At 73.0% G+C, this 17,748-nt stretch carries 13 protein-coding genes; 9 read left to right on the forward strand and 4 right to left on the reverse strand.

What is annotated here, in order from left to right; all coding sequences use genetic code 11:
• Positions 1-255 precede the first annotated feature (255 nt).
• Positions 256-2,301: a transglycosylase domain-containing protein gene (locus tag DDW44_RS29750; RefSeq protein ID WP_108908422.1), complete on the forward strand. Its 2,046-nt coding sequence runs from the start codon at positions 256-258 to the stop codon at positions 2,299-2,301.
• Positions 2,302-2,532: 231 nt separating this feature from the next.
• On the opposite strand, the gene DDW44_RS29755 is transcribed toward DDW44_RS29750, so the two are convergent.
• Positions 2,533-4,173, reverse strand: a complete 1,641-nt coding sequence (locus DDW44_RS29755; RefSeq protein ID WP_279634821.1) for an alpha/beta hydrolase — start codon at positions 4,171-4,173, stop codon at positions 2,533-2,535.
• Between the two features lie 383 nt (positions 4,174-4,556).
• On the opposite strand from DDW44_RS29755, the gene DDW44_RS29760 reads away from it, so the two are divergent.
• Both DDW44_RS29760 and DDW44_RS29765 read left to right on the forward strand, forming a co-directional pair.
• A complete protein-coding gene (locus DDW44_RS29760) occupies positions 4,557-4,901 on the forward strand; it encodes a hypothetical protein (protein WP_026282140.1) in 345 nt (114 codons plus the stop codon).
• 406 nt (positions 4,902-5,307) lie between these two features.
• On the forward strand, positions 5,308-5,871 hold the full coding sequence (locus DDW44_RS29765; protein ID WP_108908424.1) for a TetR/AcrR family transcriptional regulator: 564 nt from the start codon (positions 5,308-5,310) through the stop codon (positions 5,869-5,871).
• Positions 5,872-6,040: 169 nt separating this feature from the next.
• Here the strand turns inward: DDW44_RS29765 and DDW44_RS29770 are convergent, their stop codons facing one another.
• The gene (locus DDW44_RS29770) at positions 6,041-6,964 is read right to left on the reverse strand and encodes an NAD(P)-dependent oxidoreductase (RefSeq protein WP_108908425.1); all 924 of its coding nucleotides are present in this window, start codon (positions 6,962-6,964) and stop codon (positions 6,041-6,043) included.
• A gap of 207 nt (positions 6,965-7,171) precedes the next feature.
• On the opposite strand from DDW44_RS29770, the gene DDW44_RS29775 reads away from it, so the two are divergent.
• Positions 7,172-7,777, forward strand: coding sequence for a TetR/AcrR family transcriptional regulator (locus tag DDW44_RS29775; protein WP_026165363.1), 606 nt, complete (start codon positions 7,172-7,174; stop codon positions 7,775-7,777).
• Between the two features lie 147 nt (positions 7,778-7,924).
• On the opposite strand, the gene DDW44_RS29780 is transcribed toward DDW44_RS29775, so the two are convergent.
• Positions 7,925-8,494: a hypothetical protein gene (locus DDW44_RS29780; protein ID WP_244224148.1), complete on the reverse strand. Its 570-nt coding sequence runs from the start codon at positions 8,492-8,494 to the stop codon at positions 7,925-7,927.
• 591 nt (positions 8,495-9,085) lie between these two features.
• On the opposite strand from DDW44_RS29780, the gene DDW44_RS29785 reads away from it, so the two are divergent.
• The 5 genes from DDW44_RS29785 (at position 9,086) to DDW44_RS29805 (ending at position 15,985) form a co-directional block, all read left to right on the forward strand.
• The gene (locus DDW44_RS29785; RefSeq protein WP_108908427.1) at positions 9,086-9,763 is read left to right on the forward strand and encodes an NADPH-dependent F420 reductase; all 678 of its coding nucleotides are present in this window, start codon (positions 9,086-9,088) and stop codon (positions 9,761-9,763) included.
• 181 nt (positions 9,764-9,944) lie between these two features.
• Positions 9,945-11,171, forward strand: coding sequence for an MFS transporter (locus DDW44_RS29790; RefSeq protein ID WP_108908428.1), 1,227 nt, complete (start codon positions 9,945-9,947; stop codon positions 11,169-11,171).
• Between the two features lie 415 nt (positions 11,172-11,586).
• A complete protein-coding gene (locus tag DDW44_RS29795) occupies positions 11,587-13,404 on the forward strand; it encodes a S8 family peptidase (protein ID WP_425275678.1) in 1,818 nt (605 codons plus the stop codon).
• A gap of 178 nt (positions 13,405-13,582) precedes the next feature.
• Positions 13,583-14,149, forward strand: a complete 567-nt coding sequence (locus DDW44_RS29800; protein WP_027732569.1) for a PadR family transcriptional regulator — start codon at positions 13,583-13,585, stop codon at positions 14,147-14,149.
• Between the two features lie 117 nt (positions 14,150-14,266).
• A complete protein-coding gene (locus DDW44_RS29805) occupies positions 14,267-15,985 on the forward strand; it encodes an acyl-CoA dehydrogenase family protein (protein ID WP_108908430.1) in 1,719 nt (572 codons plus the stop codon).
• A 186-nt stretch (positions 15,986-16,171) separates the two neighbouring features.
• Here the strand turns inward: DDW44_RS29805 and sbnA are convergent, their stop codons facing one another.
• A complete protein-coding gene (gene sbnA, locus DDW44_RS29810) occupies positions 16,172-17,155 on the reverse strand; it encodes a 2,3-diaminopropionate biosynthesis protein SbnA (RefSeq protein ID WP_017948371.1) in 984 nt (327 codons plus the stop codon).
• Positions 17,156-17,748: the final 593 nt, after the last annotated feature.

The following is a 17,748-nucleotide window of genomic DNA, read 5'->3' on the forward strand; positions in this document are numbered from 1 at the left end:
TGTGGCCTCTGTGGCCTCGGCTGTCCTCGCGGCCGCCAAGGGCGCGGACGCGAGTGCGCCGGGGGTGGTGCCCTCCCGGACCCGACCCGCCGGTAACGGGGCGAGGCCGAAACCGGCGCCGGGGTTCCCGCCCCATGGCGTGCTGTCCTTCACAGCGCCGCCGGGCAACGCTGGGGCGGCGGAGGCCGTATTGATCGGTGAGATCCGCGTGCCGCGGGTGCGTGCGCGCGGGGCCCGACCGAGGAGCAGCCGCCCATGAGCGTAGAGACCCAGCCGCCCCGCTCGCGCCTCCGGTGGAGCGCGCCGCCGCGCGGCCGCCTGATCGACTACCCGCGCCGGGGGAGACAGGGTCTGCGCCGCTGGCTTCCCTCCTGGAAGCTGCTGCTGGGCGCCCTCTCGACCGCCGTCGCCGCACTCCTGGCGCTCTTCGCCGCCGTTTACGCCTATGTCGACATTCCGAGCGAGAACGCGGCGGCTCGCCAGGAGGCCAACGTGTACTACTGGGCCGACGGCACCCAGATGGTGAGTGTGGGCGCGGTGAACCGGCAGAACGTGCCGCTGTCGCGCATCCCGGTCTCCGTGCGCAACGCCGCCATCGCGGCCGAGAACGCCGGATTCTACGAGGACTCCGGCGTATCCGTCTCCGGTCTCGCGCGGGCCGCCGCGAACATGGCCAGGGGCCGGGAGACCCAGGGCGGCTCCACCATCACCCAGCAGTACGTGAAGAACACCTACCTCTCGCAGGAGCAGACACTGTCCCGCAAGGTGCAGGAGTTCTGCATCGCGCTCAAGCTCGACAGCCGCACGACCAAGGACGACATCCTCCAGGGGTACCTGAACACCAGCTGGTTCGGCCGCGGCGCCTATGGGATCCAGGCCGCCGCCGACGCCTACTACGGCATCGCCGCCGAGAAGCTGAACCCCAGTCAGGGAGCCTTCATGGCGGCGCTGCTGAAGGGAGGCAACGACTACGACCCGGCGCTCGGTGCGGGCCATCGCCGGCGCGCGCAGGAGCGATGGTCGTGGATCCTGGACCGCCAGGTCGAACTGGGCCTGATGAGCGCGGAGGAGCGGGCCCGGTACACGGTCTTCCCGGCACCCCGCGCCCAGTCCAAGTCCACCAACCTGAGCGGCCAGACCGGGTATCTCGTGGACATCGCCAAGCGTTACGTCAAGAAGCGGACGGACCTCACCGACGCCGACCTCGACCGGGGCGGCTACCGGATCCACACCACGTTCGACCGTGCGGCCGTCCAGCAACTCGACCGCTCGGTCCGTGAGGTCCTCACGCGGCACATCGACCCGAAGACCCGGGCGGCGGACCGCCACGTCCAGGTGGGCGCCGCCTCCGTGCGGCCCGACGACGGCGCGATCGTCGCCGTCTACGGCGGGCCCGACGCCACCACGCACTTCACCAACAACGCCGACACCTCCGGGGTGCCCGCGGGCTCGGTCTTCAAGCCGTTCGTCCTCGCCGCCGCCCTCCAGCACGGCGTCGTGGCCGACGACGGCTCCGTGCGGGCGGTGTCCACCGAGAGCACCTTCGACGAGTCCGGCCGGCTGACCACCGGCCTCCCGCCGGTTCGGCAGGACGGCGTCTTCGTGTCCCCGCTCGCCGGCACCCGCGGCTCCCTCACCCTGCGCAGGGCGATGGCCGACGGCTTCAACGCCCCCTTCGAGCGCCTGGGTTCGGCCACCGGGCTGTCCAGGGTCGAGGACATGGCCGTGGGCGCCGGCATGCTCCGCAGCAGCATGGCGCCCCGCACCGGGGAGTTTCCGCTGGGCACCTCCTCGCCCAGTGCGATCCGGGTGGCGGGCTCGTACGCGACCTTCGCGAGCGACGGCGTGCGGCACGAGCCCTACTCCGTCACCAGGGTGCTCCGCGGGGACGACCCCGTCGCCGGGTTCACGCCACCGGCGTCACGGCGCGTCATGAACCCGGAGGTGGCCCTGGGCGTCACCTCCGTGCTGGAGGACACCGCCTTCGGCACCGCGGCGGCGCCCGCCGCGACGGCCCTCGGCCGTTTCGCCGGGGCCGCCACGGGCCGAAGCGACACCCAGCGCGCCGCGTGGTTCGCCGGGTACACCGGGAACCTGTCCACGGCCGTGACGATGTTCCGTTCCCAGCCCGGCAAACCGCTGCTCCCCATGGCCGGCACGGGCGGTGAGGGAACGGTGCGCGGCAGCCTCTTCCCGGCGCGGATCTGGGCGGACTACATGACCTCGGACCCCCTGCGGAAGGTCGCGCCGCTGCCCGCCGCGGCCCCGGAGGCCGTTCCCACCGCGCCGTCACGGGGGTAGCCGGACCGGCCCCCGGGGCCGCCGCCCGGGCGGGCGGGGCTCGTCCGCAGTGCGTTCAGACGGGGCTGGTCCGGCGCGGCGGGTGCGGTCAGCGGCGGGCGGGGCTGGTCCGGCGCGGCGGGTGCGGTCCGGGGCCGGGGGCGGTGCTCATCGGGTGCAGCGGGTGCCGTCCGGGGCCGGGGGCGGTGCTCATCGGGTGCAGCGGGTGCGGTCCGGGGCCGGGGGCGGTGCTCATCGGGTGCAGCGGGTGCCGTCCGCGGGCGGCCGGCCCTCGATCAGATACCTGTCGACGGCCCGGTCGACGCAAGCGCTGCCCACGTTGTACGCGCTGTGGCCGTCGCCTTCGCGGGTCAGCAGCACGCCGGACTCCAGCTGCCCGGCCAGGGCCTCGGCCCAGTGGTACGGCGTGGCCGGGTCCCGTGTGGTGCCCACGACCAGGATCGGCCCGGTGCCCGGTGCGCTGACCGTACGGGGCGCGCCGACGGCCTCGACCGGCCAGTCCGTGCAGCTCAGTCCGCTCCAGGCGAGCCACTCGCCGAACACGGGGGAGGCCGCGCGGAAGGAGGGCAGCGCGGCTCGCACGTCCTCGGCGGAGGCCGCGGCGGGCGGCAGGTCCAGGCACGAGATGGCCTCGAAGGACCGGTCGGACGCGGCGTCGGGGGACGTCTCGACCAGCCCGGCGAACTCCGTCCCGTTGCCGGCGAGGGCCGCGCCGAGCGCGGACTCCAGCGCGGGCCAGGAGTCCTTGGCGTACAGCGCCTGCGCCATGATCACGACTGCGCTGTCCCGGTCGAGGAGTGAGGTTCCGCCCGCCGGCAGCGGGGCGCGGTCCAGCCGCGCGAGCAGTTCCGTAAGGCGCCCGGCGGCCTCGGCCGGATCGGTGCCGAGGGGGCACTCCGGTCGGCTCGCGCAGTCGGCGAGGAAGGCGTCCAGTGCCCCCTGGAATCCGGCGGCCTGACCGCGCAGCGACTCCAGTGCGTCGAGTCGGGGGTCGACCGCGGCGTCGAGGACCAGCCGGCCGACCCGGTCCGGGAAGAGGTCGGCGTACAGGGTCCCCAGATACGTGCCGTAGGAGACGCCCAGGTACGTCAGCCGGGGATCGCCCAGCACGGCGCGGAGCACGTCCATGTCCCGAGCCGTCTCCAGGGTGGACACATGGCCCAGGTGCTGCCCCGTACCGGCGCGGCAGGCGGCGGCGGTCTCCCGGGCGGACCGGACCAGTCCGTCCACCTCGGCCGGGGTGTCCGGGGTGATGTCGGCCGGGTCGGTGTCACCGGCCGCGCTGCCGGGCGGGCAGTACACCGGAATGCTCTCCCCGACACCGCGCGGGTCGAAGCCCACCAGGTCGTACCGGGCGGCCAGCGCGGGTGTGGTGGGCGGCTCGGGAGCGGACTTCACGGCGTCGACGCCCGACACACCCGGTCCTCCGGGGTTGTAGACCAGCGAGCCGAGCCGGGCGGCGGGATCGGCCGCCCGCACCCGGGCGAGGGACAGCCGGATGGTGCCCGCGGCCGGGTCGGCGTAGTCCAGCGGCACCTCCAGCCGGCCGCACTGGACGCCCCTGCCGCAGATCTCCCAGTCGATCCGCTGCGTGTAGAACGGGCGGAGCCCTTCCGGTACGGAGGCGGGGATGCTCGCCGCGGTGCCCCGCGACCGAGTGGCCGGGCCGCCGTCGTCGGCGGCCGCGGTCGGCAGCCCCGCTCCGGCGGCCACGGCGAGAAGCACGGCCGACAGAAGCGCCGTCCATCGCCGCCGGTACGTGCCCGCCCGGCGGGCGCCGCCGTGCCGTGTGATCGGCGCGCCGCCGGCGGTGAGCGCCCGGTACAGCGCGCCCCGCAGCCCGGCCGTCCGGCCCCGGGCCGTGCGGCGCACGCGGCCCGGTGCTCCCTGATCCCGGCAGGCGTCCGCGGGCCCGCCGGGCCGGCGGTGGCCGGGTGCTCGGGTGTCCATGGCCGCTCCAGGTCTGCTCCAGGTCTGCGTACGGCCGCGGCTGCGGCCCCACCTCGAGTGAAGCGGCGGGCGGCGCGCCGGAACACGTCCGGGAACTCGGGGCTTGACAGCTCACGCACCTCCCCGGAGCGCTGTGTCCGTGCAGCTGGGAGGGGTCGCGCCCGGGTTCCTGCGGTCCTCGGCGCGCGAGATCGTGTGATGACGTGGTTTTGAGGGCGTACGGGTGATGTGTGCGGCGGGGAGGAACCGCTCCGCCGCCGGGGAGCGCCCTCAGTGGCGTCAGTGACGCAACCCTGGAGGCTTCCATGACCGCTGAGCCCCTTCTTTCGCTGTCGTCGGTGCTGTCGGAGCCGGCCGACGACCCCCGCCGGGTGTTCGGTGCGCGTGACATCGGCGGGCTGTACCCCGCGACGGCGGGTGTCGAGACCGACCTCCTGCCGCCCGCCGCGGAGCAGCGGCTGTCCATCCCGATCGCGGCGCACGACCGGCGGCGACTGGACCTGCACTCGGCCCTGACCGCCAACGGGGTCGCGCCGCTGCCCGGCGACCTGGACGCGATCAACACCCTCAGTGCGCTCGACGACCGGACGGTGGAGACCATCCTGCACTGGATCACCGTCCCGGGCCCGAGGGCGGCCCGCGCCAGTTGACCGGCCTCCGGCGCTCAAGCGGCCTCCGTCAGCCGACCGGCCTCCGGCGCTCGACTCGTCCCCGTCAGTCGACCGGTCTCCGCCGGTCGAGCGGCCCGTAGGGGAAGGTTTCGTGGTCGGGCGGCCCGCCGGCGAACGGCCGCTTCCGCGAAGGGCGGGGTAACCGCACCGGCCGACCGCCGGAGTGCGCCCGCGGCCACCGACGACGGCCGCGGGCGCACGTCCGTCCCCGGGAGCCCGGAGCCCGGCCGCCCGCTGCCGGCGGCTCCCGGCGTCCCCGGCGGCTCCCGCCGGTCCCGGCGACAGCTGGCGGTCTCGGCGACACCTGGCGGCATCCGGTGGCCGCTGGCAGCGGAAGAGCCCGTGTGCTGTAGTGACGTGCCAAGGGAAAGATGGGGGTCCTCCGATGGCGCGTCAGTCCTACCACCACGGCGACCTGCGCAGGGCGATTCTCGACGCGGCGATCGAGGCGATCGGCGAATCCGGTCCGGGTGCCATGAGCCTCCGGGAGCTGGCCCGCCGGGTGGGGGTCTCGCACGCCGCTCCGCAGCACCACTTCGGCGACAAGGCCGGGCTGCTGACCGCGGTGGCGTGCCAGGGCTTCGAGCTCCTCGCCGACGCGCTGACCGAGGCCGGCGGTGAACTCCTGGACGTGGGCACGGCCTACGTGGACTTCGCCGTGACACACCGGGCGCACTTCGACCTGATGTTCCAGCCGAAGCTGTACCACGCGGACGCTCCGGAGGTACGCGCCGCGCGTGAGCGGGCCGGTCTGGCGCTGGCCGGGGGACTGCAGCGGATGCCCGCCGGCCCGGGTACCGCGTCCGCTCACGCGCCCCTGGCCGCCTGGTCGATCGTGCACGGCTTCGCCACGCTCTGGCTGGCCGGAGCCCTGCCGGAGGACATGGGGGACGATCCCGCAGCGGCCGCACGACCGGTGATCGAGCTCCTCTTCGCCCGCGGGGGGTAGTGCGCCCCGCCCACGTCAGGAGGGCCGGCCCGGTCCCGGCTCGCGGAGCACGGGTCGCCTCCGCTCGCGGGCCGGGGCTTCCGGTTGCGGGGACCAGGCCCGCTTGCCTGCCGTCGACCACACCCGCTGCCCCGCCGTCACCCACACCGCGGGCCGACCGAGCGCCCAGTCATCCCCGTTCGGCCCGTTCGGCCCGTTCGTCTCGGGACGGCCGTTCGGCGTCCGTGCGCGCCTCGACCGCCCGCAGCACCGCGACCATGTCGGACGCGCCGTGGCCGAGCGCCACGGCCTCCCCGAAGAGGGCGTGGCAGACGTCCAGCAGGGGTGACGCCAGCCCCGACTTCCTCGCGGCCTCCGCGATCAGCCGGTTGTTCTTGAGTACGTCCGCCGCCGCGGCCTGGGCCTCGAAGTCACGGCCGAGCAGCTTCGGCGCCTTCGTCCGCAGGACCCCGCTGGACATCGGTCCCGCTTCCAGCACTTCGAGGAACCGTTCCCGGTCCAGGCCGTGCCGGTCCGCGAAGTGGTACGCCTCGGTCAGCCCGGTGACCATCGTGATCAGGAACAGGTTCACCGCGAGCTTCGTCAGCAGGGCGTTGGGGACCGGGCCGCAGACGAACGCCTCGTGGCACATCGGGCGCAGCAGCGGGCGGACCGACTCCACCGCGGCCTCCCCCCCGGCCAGCATGGCGACCAGGCTGCCGTCCTCGGCGGGCCCCCGGGAACCGGAGACCGGGGCCTCGACATACCGTCCGCCCGCGGCACGCACCTCGCACTCGAGACGCCGGGAGTACTCCGGAGACGTCGTGCCCATGTGGACGATCGTCCGTCCTTTGACGTTCGCTGTGAACTCCGGCGTGCCTCGGCCCAGTACGGCGTCGGTCGACGGCCCGTCCGCCAGCATCATGAGCACCACGCCGCACCGCGCGAAGACCTCGGACGGCCGGGCGGCGACCCGGGCTCCCGCCGCGCGCAGCGGCTCGCACCGGGCTGGGCTGCGGTTCCAGACGACGAGCTCCCGACCCGAACGTACGAGGTTGAGCGCCATGGGCTGCCCCATGATCCCCAGCCCCACGAAGCCCATACGGGTGTCCATCCAGCACCACCACGGTCGCCTTGTCTCGCTATGACGCTCGTCATGATACGGGACCCTATGACGCTCGTCATAGCGGAACCTCTGGCCCCGGCCCCGGCCCCGGCCTCGGCCCCCCGTCGCCCGGGGCGGTCCGGCTCGCGTCGATAAGCTGAGGCGACCCGGGCGCTGACCACGCGCCCTCGTTCGCCGGTCGGTGGGAGGTCGATGATGACGGGTTCCGGGCGGGGGCCGCGGGAGCGGATGGTCTTCAGCGCGGCCCAGCTCATCCGGCGCGACGGTGTCACGGCCACGGGGATGCGGGACGTGGCCACCCACGCCTCGGCACCGCGCGGTTCGCTCCAGCACTACTTCCCGGGAGGGAAGGAGCAACTCGTCAACGAGGCCGTCGCCTGGGCGGGGCGGTACGCGGCGAAGCGCGTCGACCGGTTCCTCGCCGAGATGCCCCGCCCCACGCCGGGCGGGCTGTTCGCCGCCATGGTGCGCCAGTGGACCGACGAGTACGAGACCTCGGGTTTTGAAACGGGTTGTCCCGTCGCCGCGGCGACGGTGGACTGCACGGCCGCCACCGAGTCCACCCGCGTCGCCGCCGCCGACGCCTTCGCCTGCTGGAACCGTCCGGTGGCCCGCGCGCTGGGCGAGATGGGCGTACCGTCCGGCCGCACCGAGGCCCTCGCCACGCTCATGATCGGCGCCCTCGAGGGCGCGATCCTCATCGCCCGTGCCGAACGTGACGTACGCGCGCTGAACTGCGTTGCGGGGGAACTCGGCCCGCTTCTCGACGGATGCGCCACGGAACGGCCGACGGGGCGGTGAAGGCCCCGGGGCGGCCGGACCAGGCCAGGCCAGGCCGGTCCCGGCCTGCCGAACCTGACCTTGCTTGCCTGTCTGCCTGCCTGTCTGCCTGCGCTGACGGGGCCTGGCCTGACCTGACCTGACCTGAACCGACCGGCCCGGGCCCGGTCAGTGGCCGCCGCGGTTCTCGACACAGGGTCCCGTCCCGGGCTGGGGCTCGGCGTAGGCGCCGTGTACCTCGCCGGTCAGCTCCTCCGCGGTGAAGCGCCCGGACACGCACGCGACTCCCGTGTGGACGCTGTAGAAGCCGTACCCGATGTGTACGCCGTGCTCCTTGCCGCAGCCGAGGTTCCGCAGCGCGGCCGCGATGCGCTCGTCCCGGAAGTCACCCTCCGCACGGGCCTTCTCCAGTTCCGTCCGGATGAGCGCGGCCGACGCCTCGCCCTGGGCGCGGCTGTCCGCGGCCAGCGGGGCCTGAGTGCGGTAGGCGTGGTTGTCGGCGTAGTTGGGCGGAGCGTCCACGTTCTCCCTCGTACGACCGCCGTCCACGCTGGGGGCCGGGGAGGACGGCACGGCCACGGGTACCTCGGCGGCCTGAGCGCACGTCGGCCGTGGAGTGAAGGACGGCGCCGGGGCGGCCCCCTGGGTCCGCGTCGGCCCGTCCCGCTGGGTGCCGCACGCCGTCGCGGTGAGCGCGACGAGGACGGCCGTTGCTGCGGCTGATCGTCTGATGGACATGGGCAGAGCCTTGCGTCTCGGCTCGCTTCGCGCCATGAGTTCGGGTACTCATCTCCGTCCGCCTCGTCCGCCTCGTTCCCCTCACTCCCCTCACTCCCCTCACTCCCCTCACCCCCCTCGTCCCGCACGTGCGCCCCGGGCGGAACGGCACCCGTGCCCGAGGGCACAGGTGCCGGGCCACCACACCCCGGAGGCTCCCGCATTCGGAGCGACGGACTGCGGCGGGCGGAGTACGGCGGACGGAACCCGGGTGCGGACTGCGGCGGGCGGAAGACCGCCGGCGGAACACGGCGGGCGGAATGCGGCGGGCGGAATGCGGTGGACGGAATAGGGCGGCCGTCGGCCGGGTTCAGTAATGGCGTCCAGCGGCACGCGAAAGGATCGCTCTGATGGGCACCAGGGCCTCCCGCCCCCCGGAGCATCAGGCGCCCTCGCCCCGGCTCCGCCGGCGCCTGCCGTGCCGCCCATCCCGGGAAGCCCTGCGGGCGGCGAGAAGGAGCCGGTCGACAACGGTTCGAGCCGCTCCCCCGAGGCCGTGTGACAACCCGGCCAGGCGCGCTCGCCGGGACCCGCATCATCCACCGACCCACCATGCGAGGAATCACCATGAAGATCGGCATCATCGGCGCGGGCAACATCGGCGGAAACCTCACCCGGAGGCTGACCGCACTGGGACACGACGTCTCGGTGGCCAACTCCCGGGGTCCGCACACCCTGACCGCGCTCGCGGAGGAAACCGGAGCCACCCCGGCCGACGCGAAGGACGCGGCCCGGGGCGCCGAGCTCGTCGTGGTCACCGTGCCCCTCAAGCGGGTCCCCGACCTGCCGACCGGCCTGTTCGAGGGCGCGGCCGACGGCGTCGTCGTGATCGACACCGGCAACTACTACCCCAGGGAGCGCGACGGGCGTATCGCGGAGATCGAGGACGGCGGGCTCACCGAGAGCCGCTGGACCGAGCGCCACGTCGGCCACGCCGTGATCAAGGCGTTCAACGGCACCTACGCGCAGGACATCCTCGAACGCCCGCGGCCCGCGGGAGACCCCGAGCGGATGGCCCTGCCGGTCGCCGGGGACGACGAGAGGTCCAAGCGCGTCGTCCGCGCCCTGATCGACGAGCTCGGCTTCGACACCGTCGATGCCGGCGGCATCGACGACTCCTGGCGCCAGCAGCCCGGCACACCCGTCTACGGCCTCCGGGCCGGAGCGGAGGCGGTCGGCAAGGCCCTCGCCGAGGCGTCCCCCGAAGGTCCGGCCGCCTTCCGGGGGTGACGGCCTTACGCGGTGCGGTGCACGGCGGCGGCCCGGATGCCGTGATGACCGCCGCCACCCCGCGCCCGGCGCCCCGTACGGTGGTGCGAGCGCTCCGCCGGTCCACGTCCGGCCGACGGGGACGGACGCGCCCACGCCGTGGCGGGCGGCCCTGACGGCCCATCACCCGTAGGGTGCCGGGATGGCCGATCGCACGGGGGAGACAGGCGGGGCGCACCGCGGCGGAGCGAGCGGGGCACGGCGGCCGGGATATCCGGCGGCTGCCGCGGTGTTCGCCATCGGCATGGCGGGGACGACGCTCCCCACGCCGCTCTACGGGCTCTACCAGGAGCAGATCGGCTTCTCCGAGCTGATGGTGACGGTCGTCTTCGCCGTGTACGCGATCGCCGTCATCACCGTCCTGCTCGTGGCCGGCAACTACTCCGACCTCGTGGGGCGCCGGCCCGTACTGCTGGCCGCCATGGGCTTCTCGGCCGCCAGCGCCTGCAGTTTCCTGCTGGAGGGCGGTCTGCCGCTGCTGTTCGCGGGCCGGTTGCTGTCGGGGTGCGCGGCCGGGCTGCTCAGCGGGGCGGCGACGGCCGCCGTCATCGAACTCGCCCCGCCGCAGAAGAAGGCGCGTGCCGCCTTCGCGGCCACCGCCGCGAACATGGGCGGGCTCGGCTGCGGCCCGCTGCTGTCCGGGCTGCTCGCGGAGTACGCGCCGTGGCCGCTGAAGCTGGTCTTCGGCGTGCACCTGGGTCTCATCGCGGTGGCCTGCGTGCTGACGATCCTGCTCCCCGAGACGGTCGAGGACCCGCAGCGCCGGCCCCGGCTCAGGCCGCAGGGCATCTCCGTACCGCCCGGGGTGCGGGGCGTCTTCGTCCCCGCTTCCGTCGCGGCCTTCGCCGGATTCGCCCTCCTCGGACTCTTCACCGCGGTGGCGCCCAGCTTCGTGGCGGTGACCCTCCAGGTGCACAACCTGGCGGTGTCGGGCGCCGTCGTGTTCTCCGTGTTCCTGGCCTCGACCGCCGGCCAGTCGCTGACACCGTGGGTCGGGGCCGCCCGCGCGCTCCCCGTCGGCTGCGGCGTCCTCGTGCTGGGACTGCTGCTCGTGGCCTCGTCCCTGCTCGCGCAGTCCCTGCCCCTGCTCGTGCTGGGCGCGCTGTTCGGCGGCACCGGTCAGGGTCTCGCCTTCCGCGCCGCCCTGACCCTGGTCAGCGACGCGGCACCAGCGCACCACCGGGGCGGAACCATCTCGGCGTTCTTCGTCGTCGCCTACACCGGCATCTCGCTGCCCGTGGTCGGTGTCGGCGCCCTGGCCGTGGAGCTGGATCTGCGTACGGCCGGACTCGTCTTCGCGGGCTGCGTCGCGGTGGTCGCCTCCGTCGCGGGCGCGTACGCGGCACTCCACCCGCCGACGCGAGAATGAGCGCCCCGCCTCGCCCGGGTACCGTCCGGCCTGAGCCCCGCCCCCGCTGGGGCCCGTCTCGCCTCGCCTGCGCCCCTGGCTCGCCGGCGGCGCCGCACCGCGTCGTCTGAGCCCCGGCCCGCCGGCGGCGACGTACCGGCCCGGCCGGCTGGGCGCGCCCGCACCCGGCTGTGCGCGCCCGCACCGGCCCCTCGCCCCGTCCGGATGCCGGGGGAGCATGGCCGTCCTCCGGTGAGACAAGCCGCCCGACCGGTAGTCAAAACGGGCGGAATACTCGCCAACCACTTCTCCGTCAGCGGCAGTTGGGTGCGGGCAACACCTTCCCCTGCGGCGCCGCGGTCTGAAATCTTGCGTCCATTCCGTTCATCACACGCCCGGTGTGCGCCTCGGCGCGACCGGGCTTCCGGAGGATGCATTGCCTACCCCCCTCATATCCAGCCGCCTGAGACGTCCGCTCGTGGCGTTCGCCGCCGTCGGGGCGGCTCTGGTGACGGCCGTCCCCGCGAGTGCCGCACCGGCCGCTCCCCAAGAGGCGAGCGCCCCGGCCGCCCCGGCCGCCCCGGCCGCGTCGGCGGCGCCCGCCGCCCCGCAGGCCGTCTGGGCCGCCGGGACCCGCGCCTACCTGGTGATCACCGCGCCCGGTGACACGGCCGCCGTGCGCGGCGCCGTCACAGCCAACGGCGGGACGGTCTTCGCGCACTACGACGCCATCGGTGTGATCGTCGCGCACTCCACGTCCTCGTCGTTCGCCGGCACCATGCGCGGTGTCTCCGGGGTGCAGCAGGTCGGGGCGACCCGCACCTCGGACGTGCCCGCTGACGCGTACAACCCCGCGCTGCCCGCGGCACCGTCCCAGTCGCCGACCACCCTCACCGAGTCCAACCGCTGGGACATGACCCAGATCAAGGCGGACAAGGCGTGGGCGGTCAGTACCGGTTCCGCCTCGGTCAAGGTCGGCGTCCTCGACACCGGCGTGGACGACCTGCACCAGGACATCGCGCCCAACTTCAACGCGGCGGACTCGGTCTCCTGCGCCTACGGCAGGCCCGACACCCGCACCGGTGCCTGGCGCGACATCGGCGACCACGGCACGCATGTGGCGGGCACGATCGCCGCGGCGAGGAACGGGAAGGGCGTCATCGGTGTCGCCCCCGGTGTGCGGATCTCCTCCGTCCGTATCGCCGAACCCACCACCAGCATGTTCTTCGCCGAGAACACCATCTGCGGCTTCATGTGGGCCGGTGACCACGGCTTCAAGGTCACCAACAACAGCTACTACACCGATCCGTGGATGTTCAACTGCCCGGACGACGCCGACCAGGCCGCGATCATCGAGGGCGTGAGGCGCGCCCAGCAGTACGCGGAGGGCAAGGGCTCGCTGCAGGTCGCCGCCGCCGGCAACTCCAACTACGACCTGGCGAACAAGCGCACCGACAGGTCCAGCCCCAACGACTCGACGCCGGTGACCCGCACCATCACCAACGCCTGCATCGACATCCCGACGGAGCTGCCGGGCGTCGTCACGGTCGCCGCGATGGGGAACGGCAACGTCAAGGCGTCGTACTCCAACTTCGGCCGTGGCATCATCGACGTCGCCGCCCCGGGCGGCGACGGTGCGTACGGGGTGTACTCGACACTCCCGGGCGGCAAGTACGGCAACATGAACGGCACGTCGATGGCGTCCCCGCACGTGGCGGGCGTCGCCGCCCTGATGGTGAGCGCCGACCCGGGCGCGACCCCGGCCGATCTGCGTGCCCGCCTCGCCGCGCAGGCCAACGACACCGCCTGCCCGTCCGACAGCCGCTGCACGGGTACGACCGCCGACAACGCCTTCTTCGGCGAGGGGCAGGTCGACGCGCTGAAGGCGGTCGGCGGCACACCGCCCCCGGCCCGCTACTTCGAGAACACCACCGACGTGGCCGTCACCGACAACACCACCGTCGAGTCGCCCATCACGGTCACCGGTCTCACGGGCAACGCCCCCGCCGCGCTCCGCGTCGGCGTGGACATCAAGCACACCTACCGCGGTGACCTGGTGCTGTCCCTCGTCGCCCCGGACGGCACGGTCTACCTGCTGGAGGACTTCCCGGACGGCGACAGCGCCGACAACGTCGTGAAGACGTACACGGTGAACGCCTCGTCGGAGGCGGCCGCCGGCACCTGGAAGCTGCGGGTACGCGACACCGCAGCCCAGGACACCGGGCGCATCGACGCCTGGAACCTGACCTTCTAGCGGAACGGAACGGAACGAAACGGGCACGGTACGGGCCCCGGGGAGCGCTTCGGCGACCTCGCCGGGGCCCGTGCCGGTGCCCCGGAAGTGCCGTGGCGTCACGGCCCGCGGGTGAGTCGCGTCTCATCCGCATACCTCCACTTGCCTATGCAACGAGTTGCACATAAGGATCGGGGGTATGGCTCTCGAACACGCGATCCTCGTCTCCCTGCTGGAGAAGCCGGGCTCCGGCTATGAGCTCGCGCGCCGGTTCGAGCGGTCCATCGGGTACTTCTGGACCGCCACCCACCAGCAGATCTACCGCGTCCTGAAGCGCATGGAGGGCGACGGCCTGCTGCAGGTCCGCGAAGTCGCCCAGCAGGGCCGGCCGGACAAGAAGGAGTACTCGGTCGCGGGCCCCGGCCGCGCCGCCCTCTCGCGGTGGCTGCACGAGCCGGTCGAACCGGAGAGCATCCGCCACGAACTCGCCGTGAAGATCCGCGGTGCCGCCTTCGACGACCCGGCGGCGCTGATCTCCGAGGTCGAGCGGCACCGCGAGGCCCACAGCGACCGGCTCGCGCACTACCTCTCGGGGGAGCAGCGGGACTTCACCGGACCCGAAGCGCCCCGGCCGCACGACACCCGCCAGGAACTCCAGCACGTCGTGCTGCGCGGGGGGATCGCCTACGAGCGCATGACCATCGCCTGGCTCGACGACGTCCTCGCGACCCTCCACCGGCTCGGCGCCGCACCTCCGGGCAGCTGAACCGGGCGACCGGCGCGGAAGGCCCCGACCGGTTCCGCCGCCCGTGCCCCCGCCCCGCGGCGAACCGCACCGCCCGCGCCCACCCATCCGACCCTCGACCTCCGGAAGGCGTATCTGATGGCCGACGAACTCCTGTTCAACCCCCGCACCTACGACCCGGCGCACTTCGACCCCGAGACCCGCAGGCTGCTGCGCGCCACGGTCGACTGGTTCGAGTCCCGCGGCAAGCGCAGGCTGATCGACGACTACCGCTCCCGCGTCTGGCTGGAGGACTTCCTCGCGTTCTCCGCCAAGGAGGGCCTGTTCGCCACCTTCCTGACCCCGGCGACCGACGCCGCCCGGCCGGACCAGCGCTGGGACACCGCCCGTGTCGCCGCCCTCAACGAGATCTTCGGGTTCTACGGCCTCGACTACTGGTACGCCTGGCAGGTCACCATCCTCGGCCTCGGGCCGGTGTGGCAGAGCGGCAACGCCGCCGCCCGTGCCCGTGCGGCCGAACTCCTCTCCCGGGGCGAGGTGTTCGCCTTTGGTCTCTCCGAGAAGAGCCACGGCGCCGACATCTACTCCACCGACATGCTGCTGGAGCCCGACGGCCACGGCGGTTTCCGGGCGACCGGGTCCAAGTACTACATCGGCAACGGCAACGCCGCCGGGCTGGTCTCGGTCTTCGGCCGCCGCACCGACGTCGAGGGCCCGGACGGATACGTCTTCTTCGCCGCCGACAGCCGCCACCCCGCGTACCACCTGGTGAAGAACGTCGTCGACTCCTCCAAGTACGTCAGCGAGTTCCGGCTCGACGACTATCCGGTGGCGCCCGAGGACGTCCTGCACACCGGCCGTGCCGCCTTCGACGCCGCCCTCAACACCGTCAACGTCGGCAAGTTCAACCTCTGCACCGCCTCCGTCGGCATCTGCGAGCACGCGATGTACGAGGCCGTCACCCACGCACACAACCGCATCCTGTACGGCCGCCCCGTCACCGCGTTCCCGCATGTGCGGCGCGAACTCACCGACGCCTACGTACGCCTCGTCGGCATGAAGCTGTTCAGCGACCGCGCCGTCGACTACTTCCGCTCCGCCGGCCCGGACGACCGCCGCTACCTGCTCTTCAACCCGATGACCAAGATGAAGGTCACCACCGAGGGCGAGAAGGTCATCGACCTGATGTGGGACGTCATCGCCGCCAAGGGCTTCGAGAAGGACAACTACTTCGCCCAGGCCGCGGTCGAGATCCGGGGCCTGCCGAAGCTCGAGGGCACGGTGCACGTCAACCTCGCACTGATCCTGAAGTTCATGCGCAACCACCTGCTGGAACCGGTGGACTACCCCGAGGTTCCCACCCGGCTCGACGCCGCCGACGACGCGTTCCTCTTCCGGCAGGGGCCGGCCCGGGGACTCGGCTCCATCCGCTTCCACGACTGGCGCGCCGCCTTCGACGCCTACGCCGCGGTACCCAACGTCGCCCGCCTCCGCGAGCAGGCCGACGCCCTGTGCACGTTCGTCGGCACGGCCGCCCCCGACGAGGAGCAGAGTCGCGACCTGGACCTGCTGCTCGCCGTCGGGCAGCTGTTCGCCCTGGTGGTGCACGGCCAGCTGATCCTTGAGCAGGCCCGGCTCACCGGCCTGGACCAGGACGTGCTGGACGAGCTCTTCGCCGTCCTGGTCCGCGACTTCTCCGGCTACGCCGTCGAACTGCACGGCAAGGACTCCGCCACCGAGCAGCAGCAGGCCTGGGCTCTGGGCGCCGTCCGCCGGCCCGTCGTCGACGAGGCCCGCTCGGCACGCGTCTGGGAGCGGGTCGAGGCGCTGTCCGGGGCGTACGAGATGGCACCGTAGGCGGTGGGACCGGCGGCCCGGCTGTGCGCACCGCGGACAGCCGGAATCCCCGTCGACACCCTCCCGCCGCAGGGGAGCGCCTGAGGGACTGGTGATGCGCGGCGCCCGCCGCCTCACCAGGGCGCGCTGCCGGTGCCCGGCGGTTGCGGGCCCCGGCGGGGCGGGGCCCCTCACCCGCGGCGGGTGTCACGCCGCGGGTGAGGGGGCCGCGGCGGTCCGCTGGGCGAGTACGTGCTCGCCGTAGAGGTCGTGGACCCAGTTGCTCTGGTAGATCGTCTCCAGGTACCGCTCGCCCAGGTCCGGCGCGATGGCCACCGCGGTCAGGTCGCGGTCCCCGTGTGCGGCGAGCCAGTCCGTCGCACCGCTGACGACGGTGCCGGTGGAGCCGCCGAAGAGGAATCCGCGCCGGGCCAGCCGATGGCACACCCGGATGGTGTCGGCCTCGGGTACGTGGACCACCTCGTCCACGTACGAGGTGTCCAGCAGCGGCGGCCGGACGCTGGTGCCCAGACCAGGGATCATCCGCCGGCCCGGGGTGTCGCCGAAGGTGACCGAGCCGACGCTGTCCACGGCCACGATGCGCACGGGGCGGTGCCACTCGCGGAAGTAGCGCGCGCACCCCATCAGCGTTCCGGTGGTGCCGGCGCCGACGAACAGCACGTCCAGGTCGGGGAACTGCCGGGCGATCGCCGGTGCCGTTCTGCGGTAGTGGGCCATGCCGTTGTGCGGGTTCATGTACTGGTTGAGCCAAACGTAGCGGCCGTCCGAGGCGCACAGCTCCCGCACATGGTCGATACGTGCCCCGAGGAAGCCGCCGTCGCCCGCCTCGGTGACCACGTGGACCTCGGCACCCAGGGCCTCCATCAGCAGCCGGGTGGACAGATTGCAGCGTGAGTCCGTTACGCACAGGAACCGGTAGCCCCTGCTGGCGGCGATCATGCTGAGCGCCACGCCCAGGTTCCCGGACGACGACTCGATCAGGATCGAGTCCGGCCGCAGCAGACCGTCGCGCTCGGCGGCCTCGACCATCTCCGAGGCGGCCTTGAGCTTGATCGAGCCTGCGAAGTTGAAGCCCTCGCATTTCAGGAACAGCGGGTGCCCGGCAAACGACTCCAGGTCGACATAGAGATCGTCTTCGTTGAAGTCCTGGGGAGCGGATATGACCGGCACGGCGGCCTCCTGTCGGACAGGGGGTGAGGGGACCAAGTCCGTCCGGGTGTTTCCCGAACGCTCCTCCAGTACGCCCGCCGGGAAGGCCGTCCGTCATGCCACCGGAATTCGGGGCTTGACATCGGCCAAAAGTGTGCACTCCAGTATCATCCCCATGTCTGCGCAGGTCAGAGGCATGATCTCTCGATAGTGGGAGCGTCGGACGCTTTCCGACTGGCTGCTTATCCGGAATAGGTGACCGAGTCAAGTACCGAATCCCAGTGGCAGGACACAGCCGGTCCGATCTGGCCTACTGGAGATTGTTCGGCATCGACGGAGAGCACGTAGCTGATCCGCGGCCGCGATCGTCCGGAAAGGGCGATCCGGGAATTGTCGATTCAAAGGGAGAACGGCGGTACGACCGCCCAGATTGCAGGTGTGCGACTCATGTGTCCATGGTTCCGCGACCGGGGCGCGGGAACGGCTTCGGCCTACCCGGATTCCCGGGACGGGCGCCGATCCGGCCTCCGGTCCGGCCTCCGGCCCGAGCGGCTCGGCGGAGACCCGATCGGCGTGACACAACGTGACCCTCTGCCGCTCGCCGCCGAAGTTCC

Source organism: Streptomyces tirandamycinicus (assembly GCF_003097515.1).
GTDB lineage: Bacteria > Actinomycetota > Actinomycetes > Streptomycetales > Streptomycetaceae > Streptomyces > Streptomyces tirandamycinicus.